General features: G+C 65.6%; 19 protein-coding genes, 5 tRNA genes and 2 pseudogenes. 23 read left to right on the top strand and 3 right to left on the bottom strand.

Translation table 11 applies throughout. The features are described 5' to 3' along the window. The first annotated feature begins 1 nt into the window (after position 1). The 6 genes from H8R18_RS05020 to H8R18_RS04995 all read left to right on the top strand — a co-directional run bounded on the left by H8R18_RS05020 (position 2) and on the right by H8R18_RS04995 (position 7,128). Positions 2-1,477, top strand: coding sequence for an alanine/glycine:cation symporter family protein (locus H8R18_RS05020; RefSeq protein WP_194189170.1), 1,476 nt, complete (start codon positions 2-4; stop codon positions 1,475-1,477). A 159-nt stretch (positions 1,478-1,636) separates the two neighbouring features. Further along, positions 1,637-3,202, top strand: a complete 1,566-nt coding sequence (locus tag H8R18_RS05015; RefSeq protein ID WP_191070999.1) for an alanine/glycine:cation symporter family protein — start codon at positions 1,637-1,639, stop codon at positions 3,200-3,202. A gap of 107 nt (positions 3,203-3,309) precedes the next feature. After that, positions 3,310-4,788, top strand: coding sequence for an alanine/glycine:cation symporter family protein (locus tag H8R18_RS05010; protein ID WP_191070998.1), 1,479 nt, complete (start codon positions 3,310-3,312; stop codon positions 4,786-4,788). Between the two features lie 12 nt (positions 4,789-4,800). Beyond that, positions 4,801-5,064 carry a DUF2437 domain-containing protein gene (locus tag H8R18_RS05005; protein WP_194189169.1) on the top strand — a complete coding sequence of 88 codons (264 nt, stop codon included), beginning with the start codon at positions 4,801-4,803 and terminating at the stop codon, positions 5,062-5,064. After that, complete coding sequence (locus H8R18_RS05000) at positions 5,000-5,527, top strand: fumarylacetoacetate hydrolase family protein (protein WP_194189168.1); 528 nt, start codon at positions 5,000-5,002, stop codon at positions 5,525-5,527. The genes H8R18_RS05005 and H8R18_RS05000 overlap by 65 nt, the downstream gene beginning before the upstream one ends. Positions 5,528-5,658: 131 nt before the next feature. Continuing rightward, the gene (locus tag H8R18_RS04995) at positions 5,659-7,128 is read left to right on the top strand and encodes an alanine/glycine:cation symporter family protein (protein WP_191070996.1); all 1,470 of its coding nucleotides are present in this window, start codon (positions 5,659-5,661) and stop codon (positions 7,126-7,128) included. On the opposite strand, the gene H8R18_RS04990 is transcribed toward H8R18_RS04995, so the two are convergent. Beyond that, positions 7,112-8,311 (bottom strand): MalY/PatB family protein, encoded by a 1,200-nt coding sequence (locus H8R18_RS04990; protein WP_191070995.1) that lies wholly within the window; start codon positions 8,309-8,311, stop codon positions 7,112-7,114. The two genes, H8R18_RS04995 and H8R18_RS04990, sit on opposite strands and share 17 nt — an antisense overlap. 36 nt (positions 8,312-8,347) lie before the next feature. Between H8R18_RS04990 and gltX the strand changes: the two genes are divergently transcribed. From gltX to H8R18_RS04965, 5 genes are all read left to right on the top strand, one after another. Continuing rightward, complete coding sequence (gltX, locus tag H8R18_RS04985) at positions 8,348-9,850, top strand: glutamate--tRNA ligase (RefSeq protein WP_191070994.1); 1,503 nt, start codon at positions 8,348-8,350, stop codon at positions 9,848-9,850. A gap of 98 nt (positions 9,851-9,948) precedes the next feature. After that, positions 9,949-10,023: transfer RNA gene (locus H8R18_RS04980), tRNA-Gln, on the top strand. A 37-nt stretch (positions 10,024-10,060) separates the two neighbouring features. Next, positions 10,061-10,133, top strand: a tRNA-Glu gene (locus H8R18_RS04975). A 16-nt stretch (positions 10,134-10,149) separates the two neighbouring features. Beyond that, positions 10,150-10,222, top strand: a tRNA-Glu gene (locus H8R18_RS04970). Between the two features lie 80 nt (positions 10,223-10,302). After that, entirely contained in the window at positions 10,303-11,415 is a 1,113-nt protein-coding gene (locus tag H8R18_RS04965) for a glycosyltransferase family 4 protein (RefSeq protein WP_191070993.1), read from the top strand. A gap of 9 nt (positions 11,416-11,424) precedes the next feature. On the opposite strand, the gene H8R18_RS04960 is transcribed toward H8R18_RS04965, so the two are convergent. Further along, positions 11,425-12,174, bottom strand: a complete 750-nt coding sequence (locus tag H8R18_RS04960) for an IclR family transcriptional regulator (RefSeq protein ID WP_191070992.1) — start codon at positions 12,172-12,174, stop codon at positions 11,425-11,427. Positions 12,175-12,254: 80 nt separating this feature from the next. Between H8R18_RS04960 and leuC the strand changes: the two genes are divergently transcribed. The 8 genes and pseudogenes from leuC (at position 12,255) to H8R18_RS04920 (ending at position 19,916) form a co-directional block, all read left to right on the top strand. Beyond that, positions 12,255-13,667 carry a 3-isopropylmalate dehydratase large subunit gene (gene leuC / locus H8R18_RS04955; protein ID WP_191070991.1) on the top strand — a complete coding sequence of 471 codons (1,413 nt, stop codon included), beginning with the start codon at positions 12,255-12,257 and terminating at the stop codon, positions 13,665-13,667. 12 nt (positions 13,668-13,679) lie between these two features. Continuing rightward, complete coding sequence (gene leuD, locus H8R18_RS04950; RefSeq protein ID WP_191070990.1) at positions 13,680-14,348, top strand: 3-isopropylmalate dehydratase small subunit; 669 nt, start codon at positions 13,680-13,682, stop codon at positions 14,346-14,348. 101 nt (positions 14,349-14,449) lie between these two features. After that, entirely contained in the window at positions 14,450-15,814 is a 1,365-nt protein-coding gene (murA, locus tag H8R18_RS04945; RefSeq protein WP_191070989.1) for a UDP-N-acetylglucosamine 1-carboxyvinyltransferase, read from the top strand. Between the two features lie 16 nt (positions 15,815-15,830). Then, entirely contained in the window at positions 15,831-16,631 is an 801-nt protein-coding gene (locus tag H8R18_RS04940; RefSeq protein ID WP_191070988.1) for a lysophospholipid acyltransferase family protein, read from the top strand. A gap of 1 nt (position 16,632) precedes the next feature. After that, complete coding sequence (locus H8R18_RS04935; RefSeq protein ID WP_191070987.1) at positions 16,633-17,649, top strand: NAD(P)H-dependent glycerol-3-phosphate dehydrogenase; 1,017 nt, start codon at positions 16,633-16,635, stop codon at positions 17,647-17,649. A gap of 33 nt (positions 17,650-17,682) precedes the next feature. Further along, positions 17,683-18,789, top strand: a pseudogene (locus tag H8R18_RS04930) (D-alanine--D-alanine ligase family protein); the annotation flags it as partial. Between the two features lie 39 nt (positions 18,790-18,828). Continuing rightward, a pseudogene (locus H8R18_RS04925) lies at positions 18,829-19,741 on the top strand (ATP-grasp domain-containing protein). A 102-nt stretch (positions 19,742-19,843) separates the two neighbouring features. After that, positions 19,844-19,916 (top strand) — tRNA-His (locus H8R18_RS04920). Positions 19,917-19,958: 42 nt separating this feature from the next. Here the strand turns inward: H8R18_RS04920 and orn are convergent. Continuing rightward, a complete protein-coding gene (gene orn / locus H8R18_RS04915) occupies positions 19,959-20,588 on the bottom strand; it encodes an oligoribonuclease (RefSeq protein ID WP_191070984.1) in 630 nt (209 codons plus the stop codon). 99 nt (positions 20,589-20,687) lie between these two features. Between orn and ilvA the strand changes: the two genes are divergently transcribed. The 4 genes from ilvA (at position 20,688) to H8R18_RS04895 (ending at position 23,993) form a co-directional block, all read left to right on the top strand. Next, positions 20,688-21,938, top strand: coding sequence for a threonine ammonia-lyase IlvA (gene ilvA / locus H8R18_RS04910; protein ID WP_191070983.1), 1,251 nt, complete (start codon positions 20,688-20,690; stop codon positions 21,936-21,938). A gap of 165 nt (positions 21,939-22,103) precedes the next feature. Further along, positions 22,104-22,817 (top strand): cytochrome b5 domain-containing protein, encoded by a 714-nt coding sequence (locus H8R18_RS04905; RefSeq protein WP_191070982.1) that lies wholly within the window; start codon positions 22,104-22,106, stop codon positions 22,815-22,817. Positions 22,818-22,883: 66 nt separating this feature from the next. Next, complete coding sequence (locus H8R18_RS04900) at positions 22,884-23,825, top strand: aldo/keto reductase (RefSeq protein WP_191070981.1); 942 nt, start codon at positions 22,884-22,886, stop codon at positions 23,823-23,825. A gap of 95 nt (positions 23,826-23,920) precedes the next feature. Beyond that, positions 23,921-23,993 (top strand) — tRNA-Arg (locus tag H8R18_RS04895). The last annotated feature ends 46 nt before the right edge of the window (positions 23,994-24,039 follow it).

Below are 24,039 nucleotides of genomic sequence, written 5' to 3'. Positions count from 1 at the left end.
TATGACAGCTATCTACACCGCCATTTCGAGCGCACTCGCCACCGTTACGGACTTCCTCTATTCGTGGGGACTCGTCTTCCTCCTCATCTGCGTTGGCATCGGTCTGACCGTGTATCTGGGCGCGCCGCAGCTGCGTCACGCCAAAGCGGTATTCACCTCGATGAAGGGATCGCGCCACGGCGCGGGCACGGGAATCTCGGCATTCCAGGCCTTCGCCATGGGCGTTGCTACACGCGTGGGCATCGGCAATATCGGCGGCGTCGCCCTCGCCCTCATTCTCGGCGGTCCCGGGGCGATCTTCTGGATGTGGATCGTCGCGCTCATCGGGATGGCGACGGCGTTTGCCGAGTCCACGCTGGCGCAGCTGTTTAAGACCCGTCACGCCGACGGGACGTTCCGCGGCGGCCCCGCCTACTATCTGGCCCACGGTGCCGGGTGGAAGAAGATGGGCTGGCTGTTTGCCCTGTTCACGATCTTTGCCTCGGGCATGACCGTCCCCATGGTGCAGATCAACACGGTTTCCGCGACCGCTGCGGCGGCCCATGGGATCCCGACGTGGGTCTCGGCCCTCGTCATCGTCGTCCTCATCGCCCCGGTCATCATCGGCGGCGTGCGCGGGGTCGCGCGCGTGGCCGAACTGCTCGGGCCGGTCCTCGCCGGCGTCTACATTCTCACCACCCTCGTCGTCATCGTCACCTGCCTGTTCAGCGCCCCCGAGCGCATCGGCAACGCCCTGGCCTCCATCGTCACCAACGCGTTCGGCCTTCACGCCGGGGTCGGTGGCGTTGCCGGGGCTATCTTCAACGCCGTCATCATGGGCGGGCGCCGCGGCCTGTTTTCCAACGAGGCCGGCCTGGGGACCGCTCCGAACGCCGCCGGCGCGGCCACGGTCGCGCACCCCGTCTCGCAGGGCTTTATCCAGTCCCTTGGCGTATTCATCGACACGATCGTCGTGTGCACGTGCACGGCGCTGCTCATCCTCATCGCCCACCCGAGCCTGCCCACCGATCCGGGCGCGGCCGGATCGCTGACGGCGTCGTCGGTGGCGGCCGAGCTGGGCGGATGGACCGCCCCGCTGATGACGTTCATCATCTTTATCTTCGGCTATACCTCGGCCTTCGGCGCCTATTCGTACGGCCAGGTCTGCCTCGATCACGTGACCAAGAGTCCGGCCGTTTCGTTGGCCTATCGCATCGTCGTGACGTTGCTGTGTGGAGTCGGCGCTATGGCGGAGTTGACCTTCGTGTGGGCACTGTCCGACCTGATGTTGGGGCTCGCCGGCATCATCAACATGATCGGACTTATCGCATTGGCCCGCTGGGTCAAGGCGGCCTTGGCCGACTGGACGAGTCAGCGACGCGCGGGCGCGCGCGTGCCCGTGTTCGTCGGCCGCGACAACCCGCTCCTGCCTGGCGATATCGTCTCCGGAGTCTGGGATCCGGGGGAGGCCGAGAAGGTCGCGTCGGGCGGACGCTAGCCAGACGCCCTTGTCCGTCACGCGCATCCCGCGCACGCCAACCGCGAGGTGGTGTGCGCGGGATGAACTTTAATCCTTTTTCTCAAGCGTTGAGGAATACCTATGGTAGGTTTGCGTCTATTGGTTCTGACTTTCCCCAGTCTCACACACGGAGCAGCGATGGTAACGGTACCCTTCAGCCCGGCTTCTCAGGCGCCGAGCGCATTTGACCGCTGGAACGATGCGATGTCGAGCGGACTCGACACGGCCTATTCCCATTCGATCGCCTGGGTCCTCATCGTCGTGCTGCTGGGAGCGGGGCTCTACTTCACCGTGACGACGTGCGCACTCCAGGTGCGTATGTTCCCGCGGATGCTCCGGCTCATTTTCTCCTCGCGCCAGGGTTCGCGCGGCGGTATCTCGTCCTTCCAGGCCTTTGCCATCGGCGTTGCCGATCGCGTCGGAACCGGCAACATCGCCGGGGTGGCGCTGGCAATTGTCGCCGGTGGCGCCGGAGCGGTGTTCTGGATGTGGGTCGTCGCCATCTTGGGGATGGCCACAGCATTCATCGAATCGACGCTCGCGCAGGTGTTCAAGATTCGCAACACCGACGGCACATTCCGCGGTGGACCGGCCTTTTACATTCAACGCGGACTCGGCTCGCGCGCCGGCGGGATCATTTTCGCCGTGCTCCTCATCTTTGCCTACGGCTTCTCCTTCCAGATGATCCAGGCCAACACGTTGGCCCAGGTCGCCCAGACGTCGTTCAACGTGGCCCCGTGGGTCAGCGCCGTCGTCCTGCTCATGCTCACCGTCCCGTTCTTCATTGGCGGTGTGCGCCCGGTCGCTCGTCTCGCCGAGTTCCTCGCGCCGCTCATGGCCTGCGCCTACCTGCTCCTCGCGATCGCCGTCGTCGCCATGCACATCGACCAGGTCGGCGCCGTGTTCTCGTCGATCTTCGCCGAGGCGTTCGGGTTGCGCGAGGCGGTCGGCGGAACGGCCGGAGGTCTCTTCGTCGCACTGGAACAGGGCACGAAGCGGGGGCTGTTCTCGAACGAGGCCGGCATGGGCTCGGCACCGAATGCCGCGGCGACGGCCACCGTCAAGCATCCGGTTGCCCAGGGACTCGTCCAGTCGCTCGGCGTGTTCGTCGACACGATCGTCGTGTGCTCGTGCACGGCCTTCATCGTCCTCGTCGGTGGCGTCTATCAGCCGGGAGAAGAAACGCAGATGTCGGGTGCGGCCCTGACGACGGCTTCGGTGGGCGTGCTGGGAACGTGGACGCCGGCGATCATGTTCATCATCATTGCCTCGTTTGCCTACTCGACGCTGCTGGGCAACTACACCTACGCCGAGGCAAACATTAAGTACCTCCTTGGCGTGGGAAACAACGCCGCCATTATTAAGATCTTGTGCATCATCTCGGTCGGACTCGGCGCGATGGTGCCGTTGAAGGTCGCGTGGTCGATTGCCGACTGGGCCACAGCCTTCATGGCGATCGTCAACATCGTCGCGATTTGCCTGCTGGGCAAGTGGGCGATCGGGGCGTTGCGGGACTACGAGGCCCAGGGCGGCAAGCTCGACGACGTCTATTTCTGCTCCACCGATAACCCGCACCTGCCGCGAGCTCTCGACACCGAGGTGTGGAACGCCTCCGCGGTCGCGGAGGCCAAGGAGGCGGACCGGGCCTGGGAGGCTGCACCTCACGAGCACACGGACATTACCGAGGTTCTCGTTACGCACTAGTACAACCGGAAAGAAGGCGATATATGCACGTGCCAGCATCACCATCTACCTTTGAACAGCTGAACTCGAGTATCGGCGGTTTCCTCGCGGACGCGTATTCATCCACGATGGCGTGGGTCATTCTCGCGGTTCTGCTCGCCGGCGGGATCGTTTTGACGCTCACCTCCGGCGGCGTGCAGCTGCGTTATTTCGCTCATATGCTCAAGACTGTCCTCGGCTCGCGCAAGGGGGCCGGCGCCGATGGCATCTCGAGTTTCCAGGCATTCGCCCTGGGCCTGGCCGATCGTGTCGGCACGGGCAACATCGCCGGTGTCGCCATTGCGTTGAGCCTGGGTGGCCCGGGCGCGATCTTCTGGATGTGGGTCGTCGCCTTCCTCGGAATGTCGACGGCGTTCCTCGAGTCGACGCTGGCCCAGATCTATAAGGTGCGCAACCCCGATGGGACGTTCCGCGGCGGACCTGCGTTCTATCTTCGCGACGGGTTGGGGCTGAAGAAACTCGCGACGGTGTTCGCCGTGTGCCTGATCCTTACCAAGGGCTTCGCCTTTGAAATGCTCCAGGCCAACACGGTGGCGACGGTGGCCTCCGACGTCTACGACGTCCCCAAGTGGACGATGGCGCTCATCCTCTTCCTCTTCTCGGCTCCGTTCATCATCGGCGGGGTGAAGCCGGTCGCGCGTCTGACCGAGTTCCTCGCCCCCGTCATGGCAGTCGCGTACCTGTTGCTGGCCGTGGCGATGCTTATCGCCCACGCCTCGATGATCCCGACGGTCATCGGCTGGATCTTCACCTACGCCTTCGGCATCCACTCGATCACCGGCGGCGTTATCGGCGGCATTGTCGCCGCTCTCGTCCAAGGCACACGACGGGGCCTGCTGTCCAACGAGGCCGGCATGGGCACCGTTCCCAACGCCGCTGCCACCGCGACGGTCAATCACCCCGCCAAGCAGGGATTCATTCAGTCGCTCGGCGTCTTCGCCGACACGATGGTCGTGTGCACGTGCACGGCGTTCATCATCATGGTCTCCGGCCTCTACACACCTGGTGCCGAGTCGACGGGCGCCGATGGGGCGACGATGACGCTTCAGGCAGTCGGGACGCTGGGGGAGTGGACGACCCCCCTCATGCTCGTCATCATCATCGTCTTCGGCTATTCGACGATGATCGGCAACTACGCCTATGCCGAGGGAAACATCAAGTTCCTCTTCGGGATCGACTGCCGCTGCCGCAGCCTGAAAACTCTCGTGTTGGCCGGCATCGTCGTCGGCTCGATCATCGAGCTTGATGTCGTGTGGGCCATCGCCGACTGGATGTCCGCGATCTGCGCGATCATGAACATCTACGCCGTCGTTCGCCTCTCCAAGTGGGCGATCGGAGCGCTGCGGGACTATCAGGCCCAGCTGCGCGGCGGAACTCCTATCGACGACATCACGTTCATTGCGCGCGACAATCCCCACCTGCCGGGCAACCTCGCCGGTGACGTGTGGTCACGCGAATCGTGGGCGGCTAGTGTCGATGCGCGGGCGAAAGACGCGCCCGCCGATCACGAGGACTTTCTCGCCTGGCTCGTGCGCCAGCGCGACTGAGAGAGGGGCGACATGCGCATCGTCAGGGTTTCGGCCAGCGATCATCCGACCTACGGCATTCTCGAGGACGCCGGCTCACGGATCATCGGTCTCACCGGGGACCCGCTGTTCCAGCAGGTCGAGCATTCGGGGGCGTTTTTCACCCTCGGCGAGGAGCGTCTGCTCGCCGGTGTTGCCGCGCTCGAAGATGCTCGTCCTCGATGCGCCCGGCTTGGCCGGACCGATCGGTGCCCAGCGCGTCGATATCGTGCCGAACACGGCGATCGCCGGCCCTGACGATCCCGTCGTCGCGCCGTCATGGGCGGGGAAGATCCAGGTTGAGGCGGGGATCGCCATCGTCGTCAAGACGATCCTCAAGGATGTCGCCGCTGAGGCTGCTCGCGACCTAGCGCTGGGGACGTGTCTGGCGGCGCGCTTCACCGCCGCCGATGTCGATCGGGGAGTGGCGAGCACATGGGATCGCGCCTGCCCCATCGGCCCGTGGATCGAGGTCATGTCGCAGGCCGATCCCCACACCGATGCCGTGACGATTGAGGCGGGCGAGACCGTCCGTGAGGTCGAGCCCACGCCGTTCCGTCTCGAGGATGCTCTGGCGCGCGCCAGCGCGATCGCCACGTTGCTGCCCGGTGACATCGTCATGGTTCCGTGGCCGGCACGCGTCGACGTGGCCGCGGGCGAGCACGTGACGATAAGCCACGCGCTGCTCGGCGATCTCCACGCGGTTATTCGAGCGAACTGAGAGCGAGTGAGAGTGAGACCGCCCCTCATAGGGGCGGTCTCACCGTGTCCGCCACTCGGGCGCGGGATCGGTGGGCGTGATGCCTGCGCTAGCGTCGTCCACGCTCATCCCCATGCGTTGAAGAGGTCTCCATGTCCGCATTCACCGATGCCGTCGCCGCGATCGAGGGCTTTATCTCGACGAACATCCTCATCTACATCCTCGTCGGATTGGGACTCGTCTTCACCATTGCCACGCGTGGGGTCCAGCTGCGTCACCTGGGAACGGCCCTGCGACTCATGGTGCATTCGCGGCGAGGCTCGGGCGAGTCGCTCTCGTCGTTCCAAGCTTTCACCGTCGGGCTGGCCTCGCGGGTGGGGACGGGCAACATCGCCGGCGTTGCCCTCGCTCTCATCGTTGGTGGCCCGGGCGCGCTGTTGTGGATGTGGATCGTCGCCCTGCTCGGCATGGCGACGTCGTTCATGGAATCGACGCTCGCCCAGGTGTTCAAGGTGCGCTGGGGCGATCGGATTTACCGCGGGGGACCGGCCTACTACATCGAACGGGGGCTGGGTTCGCGCACGTGGGGCGTCATCTTTGCCGTCCTCCTCGTCTTTTCTTACGGACTTATCTTCCCGATGGTCCAGTCGAACACGATCGCCGTCCAGTTCCACTCGGCGATGGGTCTGTCGCCGTGGGCGACCGCCGTCATCCTCGTGCTCATTTCCGTCCCCATCATGCTCAAGGGGCTGCGCGTCGTCGCACGCGTGACCGAGCTCATCGTTCCTTTCATGGCGATCATTTACCTGGCGATCGCCGTCGTCATCATCGCCGTTAATATCACCGAGCTGCCCGGCGTGCTCTCCGAGGTGTTTCGGGGCGCGTTCGGACTGGATTCCGCGCTCTCGGGGACGGCCGGGGGCGTGTTCGCGACAATCCTCAATGGTGCCAAGCGCGGCCTATTCTCCAACGAGGCGGGGCAGGGATCGATGCCCAACGGCGCCGCCACCGCCGAGGTCGCTCACCCCGTGCAGCAGGGGCTCATCCAGGCGCTGGGAACGTTCGTCGACACGATCCTCGTGTGTTCGGCCACCGGCTTCATGATCTTGCTTGCAGGGCCGACAGTGTATCGACCCGGACAGGAGCTCGACGACTCCCTACTCGCCCAGAGCGCGCTGACCTATCACCTCGACTATGGCACGGGATGGACGATCGGGTTCATGACTCTCATCGTGTTCCTGTTCGCCTACTCCTCGACGCTCGGCTACTCCGTCTTCGCCGAAATCAACATCGACTACCTGGGTGGTGGCAAACGCTCGACTGTGGGGCTGCACGTGCTCATGATCGTCGCCGTGGGTCTGGGTGCTCTGGCCAAGATCGAACTCGCGTGGACGCTTGCCGACCTCGCGCTCGCACTCATGACGATCGTCAACATGTGCGCGCTGTTCCTCCTCATGCGTTACGGCGTGGGCGCGCTTCGCGATTATGACCGCCAGCGTCGGGCGGGAATCGCCCAGCCGATCTTCGTCTCAGCGAGGGTCGGATACGCCCGTGACGTTCCCGACAGCGTATGGACCGAGGAACACGCCGAGGTCTCCAGGCGCCTCAATGCGACTCGGTGAGCGCCTCGATCACGCGGGCGGCGATATCGCGCGCGGGGGCGCGCCCCGTGCCGAAGTTTAGGCGCAGATAGGATTCGTAGCCTCTCCCCACGCCGGCCCCGTCGTTACCCATGACACCGTGGTCCAAGGCCGCGGCAAAGGGGGCATCAGCGCGCGCGGTGTCGCGGCAATCCCACAGGGAGATGTAGGTTGCCTCGGGAACGTCCATGACGATTCCGCTGTCGTCACCAATACTGTCGCGGACCTCGCTCATGACGTCGTCGATGTAGCGACAGGCGGCGTCGAGCCACATCACTCCTTCGGCGTACACGCGCTCGGTGGCGACGATCCCCGGCGTCGAGGCCCCGCCGGCGTACCGGGCGAGGGGATCGCTCATGAGCGCGGCGACGTCGCGGTCTTCGATAATCGCCTGAGCACAGCGCAGTCCGGGCGTGTTGAAGGCCTTCGACGCCGCCATCGCCACCACCGTGCGACCGGCGACGTCGCGGTCGATCGTAGTGAAGGGGACATGGGTGTGACCGGGCAGGGTCAGGGGTGCATGAATTTCGTCGGCGAAGACCCACGCCCCGCGCGCTACCGTCGCATCGGCAAAGGCCTCGAGCTCGGGGTGCGAGAGCACGCGGCCGGTCGGGTTCCACGGGTTGCACAGGATGACGAGACGAGCCCCGGCGTCGACCTCGCGCGCGATCCGATCGGTGTCGAGAACCCAGCGACCACCTTGGCGCAGGCTCGGCACCTCAACGAGGCGCCGATCGAGTTTCTCCGGGATCGTCCGAAACACCCAGTACGCCGGGGTCGGAACGACGATCGCGTCGCCGGGATTCGTCACGGTGAGGATCTGGGCGCGCAGGATCGACAGCACATCGCCCGTGAGCGTCACGGCCTCGGGCGCGACGGTCCACCCGTAGCGAGTAGCGGCAAACCCGCAGAAGGCCTCGATCGCGGCGTCTGCCAATCCCGGCGGGGGATAACCGAGGGTGCCATCCTCGACGAGGCGGTGCAGCGCGACGCGAACCGCCGCGGGAAGGCCCAGGTCGTGCTCGGCAACCCCGGCCCCCAACACGACCTCGCCGGTGTCGGGGTGGCGCTGACTCCACTTGCAGCCCCCACGCGCGTACATGTCAGTGACAGTTAGGCGGTCCCAGGTGGCGACGAGATCGGCGGGGTTATCGGTAGGCGTCATGGTGGTCATTATGCCGCCCCGCGATAGGCTGTGCGGGTGAGTGACACGACTGCTGCTTCCCCGATCCGCGTCCGCTTCTGCCCCTCGCCGACGGGGACCCCTCACGTCGGCATGGTGAGAACCTGCCTGTTCAACTGGGCCTATGCTCGCCATACCGGGGGGACATTCGTCTTTCGCATTGAAGACACCGACGCCAAGCGCGACTCGGAAGAATCCTTCGAGCAGATCCTCGACTCGCTGCGCTGGCTGGGACTGGATTGGGACGAAGGCGTAGGCAAAGGCGGCGACTACGGCCCCTATCGCCAGAGTGAACGCATGGACATCTACGCCGACGTCGCCCGCCGCCTCGTCGAGGGGGGCTATGCCTACGAGTCGTACTCGACGCCCGAGGAAATCCGGGCGCGCCACGAGGCCAACGGCCGTAACCCCAACCTCGGCTACGACGGTTTCGATCGCGACCTCAGTGAGGAACAGAAAGCGGCCTACCGCGCGCAGGGGCGCGAGCCCGTGCTGCGAATGCGCATGCCCGACGACGACATCACCTTCACCGACCTCGTCCGCGGCGAGATCACGTTCAAGGCGGGGTCGGTCCCCGATTACGTCATCGTTCGCGGCAACGGCGACCCGCTCTACACGCTTGTCAACCCCGTTGACGACGCGATGATGCGGATCACCCACGTCTTGCGTGGCGAAGACCTGCTGTCGTCGACCCCGCGCCAGATTGTCCTCTATCGTGCCCTCATCGAATTGGGCATCGCTGAGGCCATGCCCGAGTTTGGTCACCTGCCCTACGTCATGGGGGAGGGGAATAAGAAGCTGTCCAAACGCGACCCTGAATCGAACCTCCTGCTTCACCGCGAGGCCGGGATGATCCCTGAGGGTCTGCTGAACTACCTCGCGCTGCTCGGGTGGTCGATCGCCCCCGACCGCGACGTCTTCAGCGCGGCAGAGCTCATCGAGGCCTTCGACATCACCGACGTCAACCCGAACCCGGCACGCTTTGACCAGAAGAAATGCTTGGCCATCAACGCCGAACAGCTGCGCCTGCTCGACCCGGAGGACTTCGTCGCTCGCTGCACGCCCTATCTGCGCGCTGCCGGCCTCATCGAGGCCGATAGCCTCGACGAGGTTCCCGAGGATGCGCGCCACATGCTCACCGCCGCGGCTAAGCTTGCCCAGACCCGCGTCAAGGTGCTGGGCGAGGTGCCCCAGATGATCGGCTTCCTGCTCGCCGATGACGATGCCGTGACGTACGAGGACAAGCCGGTGGCGAAGCTGCGCGACTCGGCCCCAGACGTCTTGCGCGCGGCCCGCGAGCTCGCCGAGGGCGACGGCCCCTGGGAGGCGGACGCCATCAAGGAAGCCATGCTGGAGCGCGCCGAGGAATTGGGCATCAAGCCGCGCATCGCGTTTGCGCCCCTGTTCGTCGCCATCACGGGAACGAACGTGTCGATCCCCGTCTTCAACTCGATGGAGTTGCTCGGACGCGAGCGCACGGCGACCCGGCTGGCGGCGCTGGAGCGGCACCTACAGGCGTGATGTGTTGCATAAGCGAGGGATTTGGCAACACTGAAAGCCTCCGCTACAGTTGTTGTCTGTGCCCGGAACGGCGAGGAATCGCCGGGGCGCAAACCCTATGGGGTATGGTGTAATTGGCAACACAGCTGATTCTGGTTCAGCCATTCTAGGTTCGAGTCCTGGTACCCCAGCCAGTTCCGTTCGCGAACTGATTTATGAATAACGCGATCTGCCCCTATCGTCTAGAGGCCTAGGACGCCGCCCTCTCACGGCGGTAACGCCGGTTCGAATCCGGCTAGGGGTACAGTGATCGTTGTCCGGCCCCCATCGTCTAGAGGTCTAGGACGCCGCCCTCTCACGGCGGTAACGCCGGTTCGAATCCGACTGGGGGTACACAGGAAACCGCACCTTCGAGTGCGGTTTTTGCATATGTGGCGAGCTGCGTGGCTGCGCCCGATAGCGAAGGAGGCCGCATGCGCATCGCGATGATCTCGGATTGCTATCCACCCCACATGGGCGGCATTGAATCGCAGGTCGCCGGACTTGCGACGCGTCTTGGCGGTGTCGGTCACACGATTGAGGTCGTCACGGCCTCACCCGGTCCCGCCCGCAAGCGCGGCGGTATGGGGGCGGGCGTGCACGTCACGCGTGCCGCCCTGCCGCTTCCCGGCTTTGTTCCCGTCAATCCTTTCGCCGGTCCCACGCTCGCCGCCGCGCTGCGCCGCGCCGACGTTGCCCACATCCACATGGGAGTTGTCTCGCCACTGGCTCTCCAGGCGCTCGCCCGCGTCAAACGTCATCGCTGCCCGTGCGTCGTGACCTTCCATTGCATGCTCGACGGGTGGAAGACGGTGTTTCGGACAACCGGGCTCTACGGAAAGTTGCCCGACCATATCGTGCTTAGCGCCGTCTCGACGACACTCGCCGCGCAGGTCTGCGAGGTCGCCGGTGGCGCGCACGTCGACGTCATTCCGAACGGCGTTGAGCTCTCACGCTGGCGCCACATCGCCGCGTGCCGCCCAACCCCGCCCTCGCCGAATCGCCCACTGCATCTCGTCACCGCCTTGCGCTTCATGCCGCGCAAACGGCCTCTCGCGCTCGTCGCCATCATGGCGCGACTGCGCGCCCGCCTGGGCGAGGACTGCCCGCGGCTCACCATGTATGGCGAGGGAGCGCAGCTGCGGGCGGTGCGCGGCGCCATCCGGGCGGCTCGCCTTGGCGACGTCGTCACGTGCCCGGGGCGCCTGGATGAGGCGGGGCTACAGATGGCGTATCTGGGTGCCGATGCGTTTGTCCTGGCCTCGACGCACGAGTCGTTTGGGATCGCCGCGCTCGAGGCGCGCGCCGCGGGCCTGCCCGTTCTCGCTCGTGCGGGCACCGGGATCACGGATTTCATCACCGATGGCACCGACGGGATCCTTGCTCATTCCGATCGCGAGCTCGCCCGCGTCATCGAGGCGCTCGTGCGCGACGAGCAGCGAGTGATCGGGCTACAGGCAGCGGCACAGGAAAGGGTGTCGCTCAGCTGGAAGGCGAGCATCGATGCCGCGCAGTCTGCCTACGCTCGCGCGGGCGCGCGAGGCTAGGGGAGGGCGTTAGCTCGCGGGGGCGTGATCGGCCTGATCGACCCGGCGCATGAACTCGGTCAGCCGGTTACCGGCTGCCACCAGGGACGGACCGAACATCCGGCCCGGTTGGCGACCCATGCGCTCGATCGGCCCCGAGATGGAGACCGCGGCGACAACCGCACCCGCTCCTGAACGTACGGGAGCCGAGACCGAGGCGACGCCCTGCTCGCGTTCGGATACGGATTGGGCCCAGCCGCGGCGGCGAACCTGAGCGAGTTGGGTTGCGTTAAATGAGGCCCCCTGCAAGCCCAGGTGCATCCGGTCGGGTTCCTCCCACGCGAGCAGCACCTGCGCGGCCGATCCGGCCTTCATCGACAACGTTGCCCCGACGGGAATGGAATCGCGCAGGCCCATGGGAGGTTCGGCCGAGGCCACGCACACGCGGTGCTCGCCCTGGCGCCGGTACAGCTGTGCCGATTCTTTCGTGTGATCGCGCAGAGCTTTGAGGACGGGCAGCGCGGCGGAGAGCAGCTTGTCCTCGCCAACGGCCGAGGCCAGTTCGGCCAGGCGCGGGCCCAGAACGAAGTGTCCCTGCATGTCGCGACTGACGAAGCGCAGGTGCTCGAGGGCGACGGCAAGGCGGTGGGCTGTCGGGCGGGCGAGCCCGGTGGCGTGCACGAGCTGGGCCAGCGTTGCCGGTCCGGACTCGAGCGCGGACAAGACCGCTGCGGCCTTGTCGAGAACGCCCACACCCGAGCTCTCGTTCGGGTTGTCCATAGGCTGATATTCTCATCTCGCCTAGTGAGAATGCAAGTTAGGCTGTCCCGAGCTCAAGACGTTTCGGGAGGAGTCATCGCATGGCCGCAACGCTCGCTGAGAAGGTGTGGGCGGATCACGTCGTCACAAAGGGGCGCGACGGAGAACCCGACCTGCTGTATATCGACCTGCATCTGTGCCACGAGGTGACCTCCCCGCAGGCGTTCGACGGTCTGCGCCTCGCCGGGCGCGCTGTCGCCCGTCCCGACCTCACCATCGCCACCGAGGACCACAACACGCCCACGTGCGACATCGACCAGCCGATCGCGGATGCCGTCTCGGCCGAGCAGATCAACACGCTGCGCGCCAACGCGAAGGAATTTGGGATTCGCCTGCACTCCCTCGGCGACGCCGACCAGGGCATCGTCCACGTCGTCGGCCCGCAGCTCGGCCTGACCCAGCCCGGTATGACGATCGTGTGCGGCGACTCGCACACGGCGACGCACGGCGCATTTGGTGCCCTCGCGTTCGGCATCGGCACGTCTCAGGTCGAGCACGTCTTGGCAACCCAAACCCTTCCGATGGCCCCGTTCAAGACGATGGCCGTCACCATCGAGGGTGATCTCCCGCCGGGTGCGGGGGCGAAGGACATCATTTTGGCCATCATCGCCAAGATCGGCACGGGAGGCGGCGCCGGCTACGTCATCGAATACCGCGGCAAGGCCATCCGCGAGCTGTCGATGGAAGGGCGCATGACGATCTGCAACATGTCGATCGAGGCCGGCGCCCGTGCCGGCATGGTCGCGCCCGATGAGACGACGTTCGCCTACGTCAAGGATCGCCCGCACGCGCCCCAGGGCGAGGACTGGGATCGTGCCGTCGAGTACTGGCGCACCCTCTACACCGACGACGACGCGACGTTCGATCGCGAGGTCGTCATCGACGCCGCCGAGATCGAACCTTTCGTCACGTGGGGGACCAACCCCGGTCAGGGGGTCGCGCTCTCGGGTGAAGTGCCCGACCCGCAGGACATGGCTTCCGACACCGAGCGTGCGGCCGCCGAGCGGGCCCTCGACTATATGGGGCTGGAACCGGGCACGAAGATGCGCGACATCGCCGTCGACGCCGTCTTCATCGGCTCGTGCACGAACGGGCGCATCGAGGACCTGCGCGCGGTGGCCGAAATCATTCGCGGCCGCCGCAAAGCCGACGGCGTGCGCGTGCTCGTTGTCCCCGGCTCGGCCCGGGTGCGTCTTGAGGCAGAGGCCGAGGGGCTGGACAAGGTCTTCCGCGACTTCGGCGCGGAGTGGCGCAACGCCGGCTGTTCGATGTGCCTGGGTATGAACCCGGACAAGCTGGAGCCGGGACAACGCTCGGCCTCGACGTCAAACCGCAATTTCGAGGGCCGTCAGGGCAAGGGGTCGCGAACCCATCTCGTCTCGCCGCCCGTCGCCGCCGCCACCGCGATTCGCGGCACCCTCTCGACGCCCGCCGATCTCGAGCCGATTGCCTAAAGGAGCACCAGCATGGAGAAGTTCACCGTTCACACCGGCACCGGTGCGCCCCTGCGACGCTCGAATGTCGACACCGACCAGATCATTCCCGCCGTCTACCTCAAGCGCGTCACGCGCACGGGATTCGAGGACGGACTTTTTGCCGCGTGGCGGAAGGAAGGCGACTTCGTTCTCAACCAACCGGCCTATCGCGAGGCTTCGGTGCTGATTGCAGGACCCGACTTCGGGACGGGATCCTCGCGCGAACACGCCGTGTGGGCGCTCATGGACTATGGCTTCCGCGTCGTGCTGTCGCCGAAGTTCGCCGACATCTTCCGCGGTAACTCCTCGAAGGCGGGCCTGGTGGCCGGGGAAATCAGCGACGAGGACTGCCACGTGCTGTGGAAGCTCCTCGAGACGACGCCTGGCGCGCAGGTGCGCGTCGACCTCGTCGAGCGCCTCGTCACGTGTGAGGGCTTTACCTGCGCCTTCGACCTCGACGATTACACTCGCTGGCGCCTGCTCGAGGGCCTCGACGACATCGCGCTGACCCTGCGCAAGAGTGACGATATCGCGGCTTTCGAAGCCTCGCGCCCGAGCTTTAAGCCGACGACACTGCCGGCCAAGCACTTGCCCAAGCAGCCCGTCGTCTCGGCGCGCAGTGTCGACCTGCCGATGCCGACGCGTCGCCGGGCCGACTGAGCCGAATGCGGGGTGAGGCCAACGCCTCATGCCTGCCCGCTCGCCGCTATGCCGACACGGGTAGAGTAGGAGCCGATTAGGTCGACAACCAAGGGGTGAGCATGCGAGACGCCGTGCAGGAGACGGTCCGCAAGGGTGCGATTTTGCAGGTGGACGGTGGTCGCCCGCTGACCGGTGAGGTCGAGGTTCGCGGAGCGAAGAACTTCGTGCCCAAAGCCATGGTCGCGGCCCTGCTTGCCGACACCCCCTCGGAACTGCGCAACGTGCCGCAGATTGCCGACGTCGACATCGTCTCGGACATGCTGCGCCTGCACGGGGCCAGTGTGGACTACGACGTCGAGCAGGGGATTTTGCGCATCGATCCGGCGCACGTGTCTTCGCCGACCGTCGAAGCGATGGGAAAGCAGGCGGGCCAGTCACGCATTCCCATCCTGTTCTGTGGCCCCCTGCTGCACCGACTGGGAACGGCGATGATCCCCGATCTTGGCGGCTGCGAAATCGGCGGACGCCCCATCGACTATCACCTGTCGATGCTGCGGTCCTTCGGTGCCGAGGTTGAGAAGGTCACCGACGGCATCCGCATCAGTGCCCCGCGCGGACTCAAGGGGACCCGGTTCACGTTGGAATACCCCTCGGTCGGGGCCACCGAGCAGATGCTGCTCTCGGCCGTGCGCGCCGAGGGCAAGACCGAGCTGCGTGGTGCCGCGATCGAACCCGAGATCATGGACCTCATCAACGTCTTGCAGAAGATGGGTGCCATCATCTCCGTCGACACCGATCGCACGATCCGCATCGAGGGCGTGGAGCAGCTGCGCGGCTACGTTCACCGCTCCCTTCCCGACCGAATCGAGGCGGCCAGTTGGGCCTCGGCGGCGCTGGCGACGGGCGGCGACATCTACGTCAAGGGCGCGATTCAGCCGGATATGACGACGTTCCTCAACGTCTTTCGCAAAGTTGGGGGCGAGTTCGAGGTCCATCACGACGGCATTCGCTTCTACCATCCCGGCGGCGACCTCCATTCGCTGGCCCTGGAAACGAACGTTCATCCGGGATTTATGACGGATTGGCAGCAGCCGCTCGTCGTCGCCCTCACCCAGGCCACGGGAATCTCGATCGTGCACGAGACGGTGTACGAAAAGCGCTTTGGTTTCACCACGGCTCTGAACAAGATGGGCGCGCAAATTCAGGTCTATGCCGAATGTCTCGGTGGCCTGGAGTGCCGCTTTTGGCAGGACAACCACAAGCACTCGGCCGTAATTCTCGGCCCGACTCCGCTTTCGGGTGCCGAAATTACGATTCCCGACTTGCGCGGCGGGTTCTCTCACCTCATCGCCGCGTTGTCGGCATCGGGAACATCGACCGTGTGCGGGGTACACATCATCTTGCGTGGCTACGAAAATTTTATTGGCAAGCTACGCGGTCTGGGAGCCCAGATTCGCATCATCGATAATCCTGCTGGCGCGTAACGAGAAAGGACTCACTGTGGCGCGTACGTTCTCCTGGCCGTATCGAGTGGCGAAAGATATCGCCCGCATTCCCGCGCTGGCCATCACCCGGCGCCATTGGGAGGGCGCGGATAATCTCCCGCACGAGGGCGGATTCATCGCGGCGGCGAATCACATCTCGGAGTTCGACGCGATCACGTTCATGCATTTCCTCGTCGACAACGGCATCCCCGTGCGGATGATGGCGAAGAAAGAACTCTTTGGCGTGCCGGGTCTGGGCTGGCTCATGACTCAGGCCGGTCAGGTTCCCGTTGATCGGTCGAAAGGTAAGGGCGGTGGTGCCCTTGACGCCGCCGAGGAGGCTCTGCGAAACGGCGAGTGCTTGGGGATTTACCCCGAGGGCACGGTGACGCGCGATTCGGAGTCGTGGCCGATGCGCGGTAAGACGGGCGCGGCCCGCCTGGCTCTGCGCACGCGCGTGCCTGTCGTCCCCGTCGCCCAGTGGGGTGCGCAGGACGTCCTCGGTCGCTACCAGCGGGTGCCGAACCTCGCCGGGCGTAAGGACGTGTGGGTGCGCGCGGGCGCGCCCATCGACCTGTCCGACCTCTACGATCGCGCCGACGACCCAGCCGCCTGGCGCGAGGCCACCGACCGCATCATGAGCGAGATCATCTCGATGGTCGAGGACATGCGCGGGGCGACGATGACACACGAACCAATCGCGCTGGATTCGCCCCACGCCCTGACGAAGGCTGACGTCAAGAAGCTCGAGGCGACCCGGCGCTCGATCGACGGCACGGCGCCGTCACGTCGCAAGCCCTTCCCCTCGAGGCACTGACGTGAGCGCGCGGCGGGTATGCGTCCTCGGCGGCGGAGCCTGGGGGAGCGTCTTCGCTCTCATCTGCCGTGACGCCGGAAATGACGTGACCGTGTGGGCGCGCCGCGCCGAGCAGGTCGACGAGATCAACGCCGGGACGAACCGGGCCTATGTTGGCGACGTTCGCCTCGACGGGATTCGGGCGACGACGTCGCTTGAGGACGCCGTGAGTGGCGCCGATCTCGTTGCGGTGGCTGTGCCCTCGGGGAGCGTGCGCGAGTGCGCCGCGGCGTTCGCGCCCTATCTGCGCATGGACGCCTCGGTCCTCTCCCTGGTCAAGGGCGTTGAGGCCGGAACACTGTCGTTCATGACCGATGTGCTCGTCGATGCCCTGGGCTGCTCGCCGCAGCGGGTCCTCGCCGTGTCAGGACCCAACCTGTCCGCCGAGATCGCTCGCCACCAGCCGACGGGAACGGTCGTTGCCGGCAGCGATGCTGAGCGCGCCGGCTACGTCGCGTCGCGTATTCACACGGCCTACTTTCGCCCCTATGTCGGCTCCGACATCATCGGCGCCGAGGTTGGGGGAGTCGTCAAGAACATCGTGGCGATGGCCGTGGGCGCGTGCACGGGGATGAAGCTCGGGGTCAACACGCGCTCCTTCATCATCAACCGCGGCCTCACCGAGATGGCGCGGCTGGGCGTTGCCCTGGGCGCGCGCTCGGAAACGTTCCTTGGGCTGGCCGGCCTCGGAGATCTCGTCGCGACGTGCTCATCAGAGTTGTCGCGCAATTTCTCGTTCGGATACCGCCTGGGGCAGGGCATGAACGTGAGCGAGGCGCTCGAGGCCTCGGCCGGCACGGTCGAAGGTGCGACGTCATGCCCGCACGTTCTCGCCCTGGCGGGTCGTCTCGGGGTAGACATGCCGATTGCCCAGGCGACCCAGGACGTCCTTGATGGTCACGTCGATGTGGAAACCGCTGCGTTGCGGGTCTTTCGTTCTCCGCGCGTGACCGACGGAGTCGATGCGCGCGCCGTGTAAGACCCGGGCGGTGACGTGGCTACACTGGCAGGGATGAGTGAGCATGTGACGTCTTCGCGCCCTCGAGTTCTCGTTCTCTTCGGCGGCCAGAGCGGCGAGCACGGCATTTCGTGCGCCACGGCCGCCGGCGTCCTCGCGGCGATCGACCGCGACCGCTACGACGTCGTGCCCGTCGGCATCGCCCGCTCGGGGGAGTGGGTGCTCATGCCAGATGACCCGCAGCGCTATCGGCTGCGCGGCGAACACGCCTACGAGGTGGTGGCGGACGGGCCCTGCGTCAGCATCGCGCCGGGTGGGCGAGTGAAGGTGAACGACCCGGCTGACGGGTCGGTGAGCGATCTCGGCCGGATCGACGTCGCCTTTCCGCTGCTGCATGGTCCCTTCGGCGAAGACGGGACCATTCAGGGATTGCTCGAGTTGGCGGGAGTCCCGTACGTCGGCTGCGGGGTGCTCGCGTCGGCTGCGGGAATGGATAAGCACGTGACCAATGCGTTGCTTACGCAGGCGGGGCTGCCCGCCGGTGACTGGGAACTCATCACCACGAGGGACTGGATGGGCGATCGCGAGGCCGTGTGTGAGCGCATCGCTCGGCTTGGCTCGCCCGTCTTCGTCAAGCCGTGTCGGGCCGGTTCGTCGCTAGGGATCGCCCGGGTGAGCGATCCTGCCGATCTTGTACCAGCGATCGAGGCCGCGCGCGCTCACGACCCCCGCGTCGTCGTCGAGGCCGAACTGCACGGCCTTGAGGTCGAGTGTGCCGTGCTCGGCGGCGGGGCGGACGCGGCGCCGCGCTGTTCCAGCCTCGGACTCATTGCGGTCAGTGACGCGGCCGAGTTCTACGACTACGAAACGAAGTACGTCGACCACGACGCCGTCGCGCTGACGATACCGGCGCCGCTGCCGCCGCGGCTGGCGGCGCGGGCGCGTGAATTGGCGGGACAGGCATTCGAGGCTCTGGGATGCGAGGGATTGGCGCGCGTTGACTTCTTCGTCGACGTTGACGCGGAGCTGGTGACGATCAACGAGATCAACACGATGCCGGGCTTTACCCCCTATTCCATGTACCCGGCCCTGTGGGATGCCGAGGGTGTGAGCTATACCGACCTCGTCAGCGAGCTGATTGAGCTGGCACTCACGCGCCCGGGGGCCTGCGCTAGCTCTTCGTCACGTAGGGTGGTGAACATGACTAAACCCCGCGTCACTCTGGTGACTAGCCGTGATTATCCCGAGCTCGAAGAGGACGAGCGCGGTTTGCCCGACGCCCTGGCCGAGCGTGGGATGGATCCGCGCATCGCCGTGTGGGATGACCCGGATGTCGATTGGGACGAGGCCAACGTGTGCATCGTGCGCTCGGTGCGTGACTACGCGCGCCGGCGCAAGCAGTTCGTCGAGTGGGCGCACTCCGTCCCGAAGCTGCTCAATCCTGCCGATGTTATCGAGTGGGCCTCGGACAAGCACTATATGCGCGATCTCGCCGACCTGGGAATGCCGGTCGTGCCGACGACGTGGCTGGAACCCGAGCAGGGGTTGAGCAAGCATCAGGTGCACACCCGGTTCCCCGCGCTTGGCGATTTCGTCGTCAAGCCGGCGGTGTCCTCCGGTGGCCGCGAAATGGGGCGCTACACGGCGAACTCGGGGGAGTCACGGATGCGCGCGATCCTGCGTGCCATGAGTCTGCTCGACGACGAACGCGCCGTCATGGTTCAGCGCTACCTCAACCAGGTGGACGAATTCGGCGAGATTTCGCTCGTGTACTTCAACGGGATCCTCTCGCACGCTGTCCAGAAGTCGGCGATGCTCCAGCCTGCGAGGAAACGGGGCAGAGCCTGCAAGACGAGGTCGTCGAGTCGCACGAGCCGACGGCACAGGAGTGGGAGTGGGGAGAGCAGGCGCGCCGGGCCATCCACACCATATTTTCAACCGCGTCAATCACGATCAGCTGTTGCTCTATTGCCGAGTCGACATCGTCGAAGACGGCGAAGGCGGCTGCTACGTCATGGAGATCTCGCCGGTGGATGCGAATCTCTTCCTCACCGAGACCCCCGGGGCGCTCGACCGCTTCGCCGAGGCCATTGCCTCGCGCGTCCTGTGGTGAGGCTCGGCCTTATTCGCGTCGGTCCTGTGTGAGCCACCGCATAGCGGGGCGATTTGAGGGCCGGCGAGTAGGTGGGATACAGTGGCACTCGCCTACGCAATGGTGGCTGTAGCTCAGTCGGTAGAGCGCCTGGTTGTGGTCCAGGAGGTCGCGAGTTCAAGCCTCGTCAGCCACCCGGAGTTCCGCCCCTCGCAGATCCTGCGAGGGGCGGATTGTTTTACTTGGCCTCGGCTCCCAGCCCGGCGGCGAGAGCGCGCGCAGCGGCCTCCTGGCACTCGCGCGACGAGGGACCCTCGTCGTGGGGGAACAGCACATCGCGGTAGTAGCGCAGCTCCTGGATGGACTCGCGGATGTCGGCAAGCGCGCGGTGGCCGCCGTGCTTGGCGGGGGCGTGGTAGAACGTGCGGGGGAACCACCGCTTCGCCAGTTCCTTCACCGAGGACACGTCGATGACGCGGTAATGGAGGTGCTCCATGAGGGCGGGCATGTACTTTTCCAGGAACATCTTGTCGGTGCCGATCGAGTTCCCGGCAATGAGCCCCTTGCGAGCCTCGGGGATAAAGCCCTTGACGTAGTCGAGGATGCGTCGCTCGGCCTCGGCAAGGTCGAGGCCTCCCTCGGCAATGGCATCGAGCAGACCCGAATCCGTGTGCATTTTGGTGACGAAGTCGTTCATGTTCTCCAGCGCCCCGGGCAGGGGAGCGATGATGAGGTCGATGCCGTCGTCGAGGAGGTTGAGCTGGGCATCGGTGACGATGACGGCGACCTCGACCAGGCAATCGCGGTCGAGATCGAGGCCCGTCATCTCACAGTCGATCCACACGAGGGCGTCTTTCGCAGCAGTCATGGCTCCCAGCCTAGTCTTTCCACGCAGTGACCATCCGGGCCGGTGGAGGAGGCCAGGCGAGATAATGGGCTAACCTGCGACTTCTCAGGAGGCCCTCCCATGTCCCTTCCCGTGACCGCGCGCGACGTTGATCGCGCCTCCGCCGTGCTCGCCGACGTCGTGCGCCACACGCCGTTGGAGCTGTCGGATCGGCTGAGCGAAGAGGTCGGTCAGCCGGTCTACCTCAAGCGCGAGGATCTGCAGGTGTGCCGATCGTTCAAGGTCCGCGGCGCCTACACGAAGATGTCGGGCCTGACCGAAGCCGAACGGGCGGGCGGGGTCGTCGCCGCCTCGGCGGGCAATCACGCCCAGGGGGTCGCCTATGCGTGCGCGCGCCTGAACATTTCGGGCACGATCTTTTTGCCAGCCTCGACGCCGCGGCAGAAGCGTCGGCGGATCGCGACGATCGGCGGGACATGGGTCACCCAGGTCATCGTCGCCGGCAACTTCGACGAGACGAACCGCGTGGCCCAGCAACATGCCCGCGACCACGGCTGCGTCTACGTTCACCCCTACGACGACGCCGACGTCATCGCCGGGCAGGGCAGCGTTGCCGTCCAGCTGGGACAGCAGATGCCCGAGGCCACCGACACCGTCATGATTCCCGTGGGCGGTGGCGGTCTCATTTCGGGAATGGCTGTGTGGCTGAAGGAGCATCGGCCCGGCGTGCGGATCGTCGGCGTCGAATCCGAGGGCGCCGCTTCCATGCGCCAGGCGCTGTCGGCGGGCCGGCCGGTGAGCCTGGAGCGCGTCAATTCCTTCGTCGATGGCACGGCCGTGGGGTGCGCGGGAGAGACGACGTTCGCGCTCGTGCGCGACATCGTCGACGACATCGTCGTCGTTCCCGAGGGCGCCGTGTGCACGGAAATGCTCGACCTCTATCACTCTGAGGGCATCATCGCCGAGCCTGCGGGTGCGCTGGCGTCGGCGGCCGCGCGCCGCTACCTGCCCCACATCCCCAATGGTCCACTCGTCTGCGTCATCTCCGGCGGCAACAACGACCTCTCGCGCTACGCCGAGGTGCTCGAGCGCTCGGCGCGTCACGAGGGGCTGCGGCATTACTTCCTCGTGCGCTTCAATCAGGAGCCGGGGGCGTTGCGTGCCTTCCTCAACGACGTCCTCATCGACGGCGAAGACATCGTTCACTTCCAGTACACGAAGAAGAACAATCGCGACACGGGTCCGGCGCTTGTCGGCATCGAGCTGCCCGATCCCCACGAAATCCGCGATCTACGCCGGCGCCTGGCCTCCTCGCCCCTCACGGTCGAGGAGGTGTCGCCGGATTCGGCGATCTTCAACCTTCTCGTCTGAGATGCGCGTGATATCGCGGAATGTGTGTCGTGATGGCCTCGACGCATGAGCGCGGTGAGTGACTAGAGACAACTTCTCGCGCTAGCGATTGCGAGGGGTGCCATGCCGTGATGGACTCATGCGCGACAGAATTACTGACGCACGTAAGGAGCGCCATTTATGGTTATGGACCTGCCCCTCCACCCTCTCGTTGTTCACGCCGTCGTTGTGTTCGTACCGGTGTTCTTCATCGGCATGGTTGCCGTCATGGCGGTTGCACGTTGGCGTGAACGGTTTGGAACGGTCGTCGCCGCGATTGGTGTCGTTGCCGCACTTGCCGCCGTTGTCGCCAAGTATGCCGGTGGCATGCTCGCCTCCGAGTTGGGTGGCGTGCCGAAGCAGCATGCGTCGGTCGGTGCCTACGTGATGTACGCCGCCGTGGTCGCCGGCATTCTCGGTGTCGCGTGGAGGCTGCTGGCCGGGCGTGACGCACAGGCCAAGGTGGCCCGCATCGTCGGCTGGCTGACGGTCCTCGTTGCGGCAATCGCCACGGTGTGCACCGTCATCGCCGGTCACACGGGTGCGCAGGCCGTGTGGAACCAGCGTCTCGAGCCGGCGCCGCAGACCTCTCAGACGTCCGCGCCCTCTGCGGATGCCGCGGGAAAGACGTACACGGCCGCCGAGGTGAGCGCTCACGCGTCCAGCGATGACTGCTGGACCATTATCGATGGTGGCGTCTACGACCTCACGAAGTGGATTGCCAAGCACCCCGGTGGCCCTGACGCCATTCGCTCCACCTGCGGCGTCGACGCGAGCACGGCGTTTAACTCCAAGCACGGCAAGAGCGAGAAGGTCGCCGAGCGGCTCAAGGACTTTGCTATCGGTACCCTCGCCGACTAGGTCGTGATGCGCGGGCGCGGCCGAGTTGGGACAATGGATAGGGACATACACAAGGAGACTGTTCTTATGCGTCACGTACCCTTTGCCACCTCGACCGGCCGCGCCAGCGCCGTTATCAGCGGGATGATGCGGATCTCGACGAGTTCCGATGATGAGATCCGCGACCTGTATGCGTCCGCTCGTGAGGCGGGCGTCGATTTCTTCGATCACGCCGACATTTACGGCCACGCTGAGGGCGGCGTTCACCACTGCGAACGCCGCTTCGGTGAGGCGCTGAACCTCAGCGCCTCCGAGCGCGAGGCCATCACCATCCAAACGAAGGTCGGCATCGTTCCGGGAACCGGCTTCGATTTCTCACGCGAGCACATCCTCGAGGGAGTCAACGGGTCACTGAAGGCGCTCGGCACCGATTACATCGACGTGTTGTTGCTGCACCGCCCCGATGCCCTTGTCGAGCCCGACGAGGTTGCGGCTGCGTTCGACGAGCTGGCAGCCGCCGGGAAGGTGCGGGCTTTCGGGGTGTCCAACCACACGCCGCGCCAGATTGAACTGTTACGCGCGAGTCTCTCGCACGAACTCGTGGCCAACCAGATTCAGCTGTCACTCACGCATTGCCCGGCGATCACGCAGGGCCTGACGATGAACATGGCGTCCGAGGCCGGTTCGGTGACGCGCGACGGCGGCGGCATCCTCGATTACTGCCGACTCACCAACATGACCGTGCAGGCGTGGTCGCCCTTCCAAAAGGGGTTTCTCGACGGAGTGTTTCTCGGCTCGCCCGACTTCCCCGAACTCAACGAGATGCTGGGGACTCTGGGTGCCGACTACAGGGTCTCGCCGGCAGCCATCGCACTCGCGTGGATCACGCGTCACCCGGCGAAGATGCAGGTCGTGTTGGGGACGACGAATCCCACTCACCTCGTCGATGCGGCGGCCGGTGCGGACGTCGAGCTCAGCCGCGAGCACTGGTACGCGCTCTATCGCGCGGCTGGCCACCTGCTTCCCTGAGTCACAGTTCGGCTGCTGCCCCTGAGCGCCGTGGTCCACACGTGGTCCAGCAGGGATGTCAGATAAGAAGGCGTCGGGTAGACTGTCCACGCCTAGCCCCCGTAGCTCAACGGATAGAGCAAGGGCCTTCTAATCCCGAGGTTGCAGGTTCGATTCCTGTCGGGGGCGCGAGTGTGCCACCTCCTAGGATGGGTGGGAAGCTACCGAAGAACGG

Origin of the sequence: Nanchangia anserum (assembly GCF_015240065.1) — a bacterium.
Taxonomy (GTDB): domain Bacteria; phylum Actinomycetota; class Actinomycetes; order Actinomycetales; family Actinomycetaceae; genus Nanchangia; species Nanchangia anserum.
Note: the sequence above shows the minus strand (reverse complement) of the source record. Positions and strands in the feature narration are given on the sequence as shown.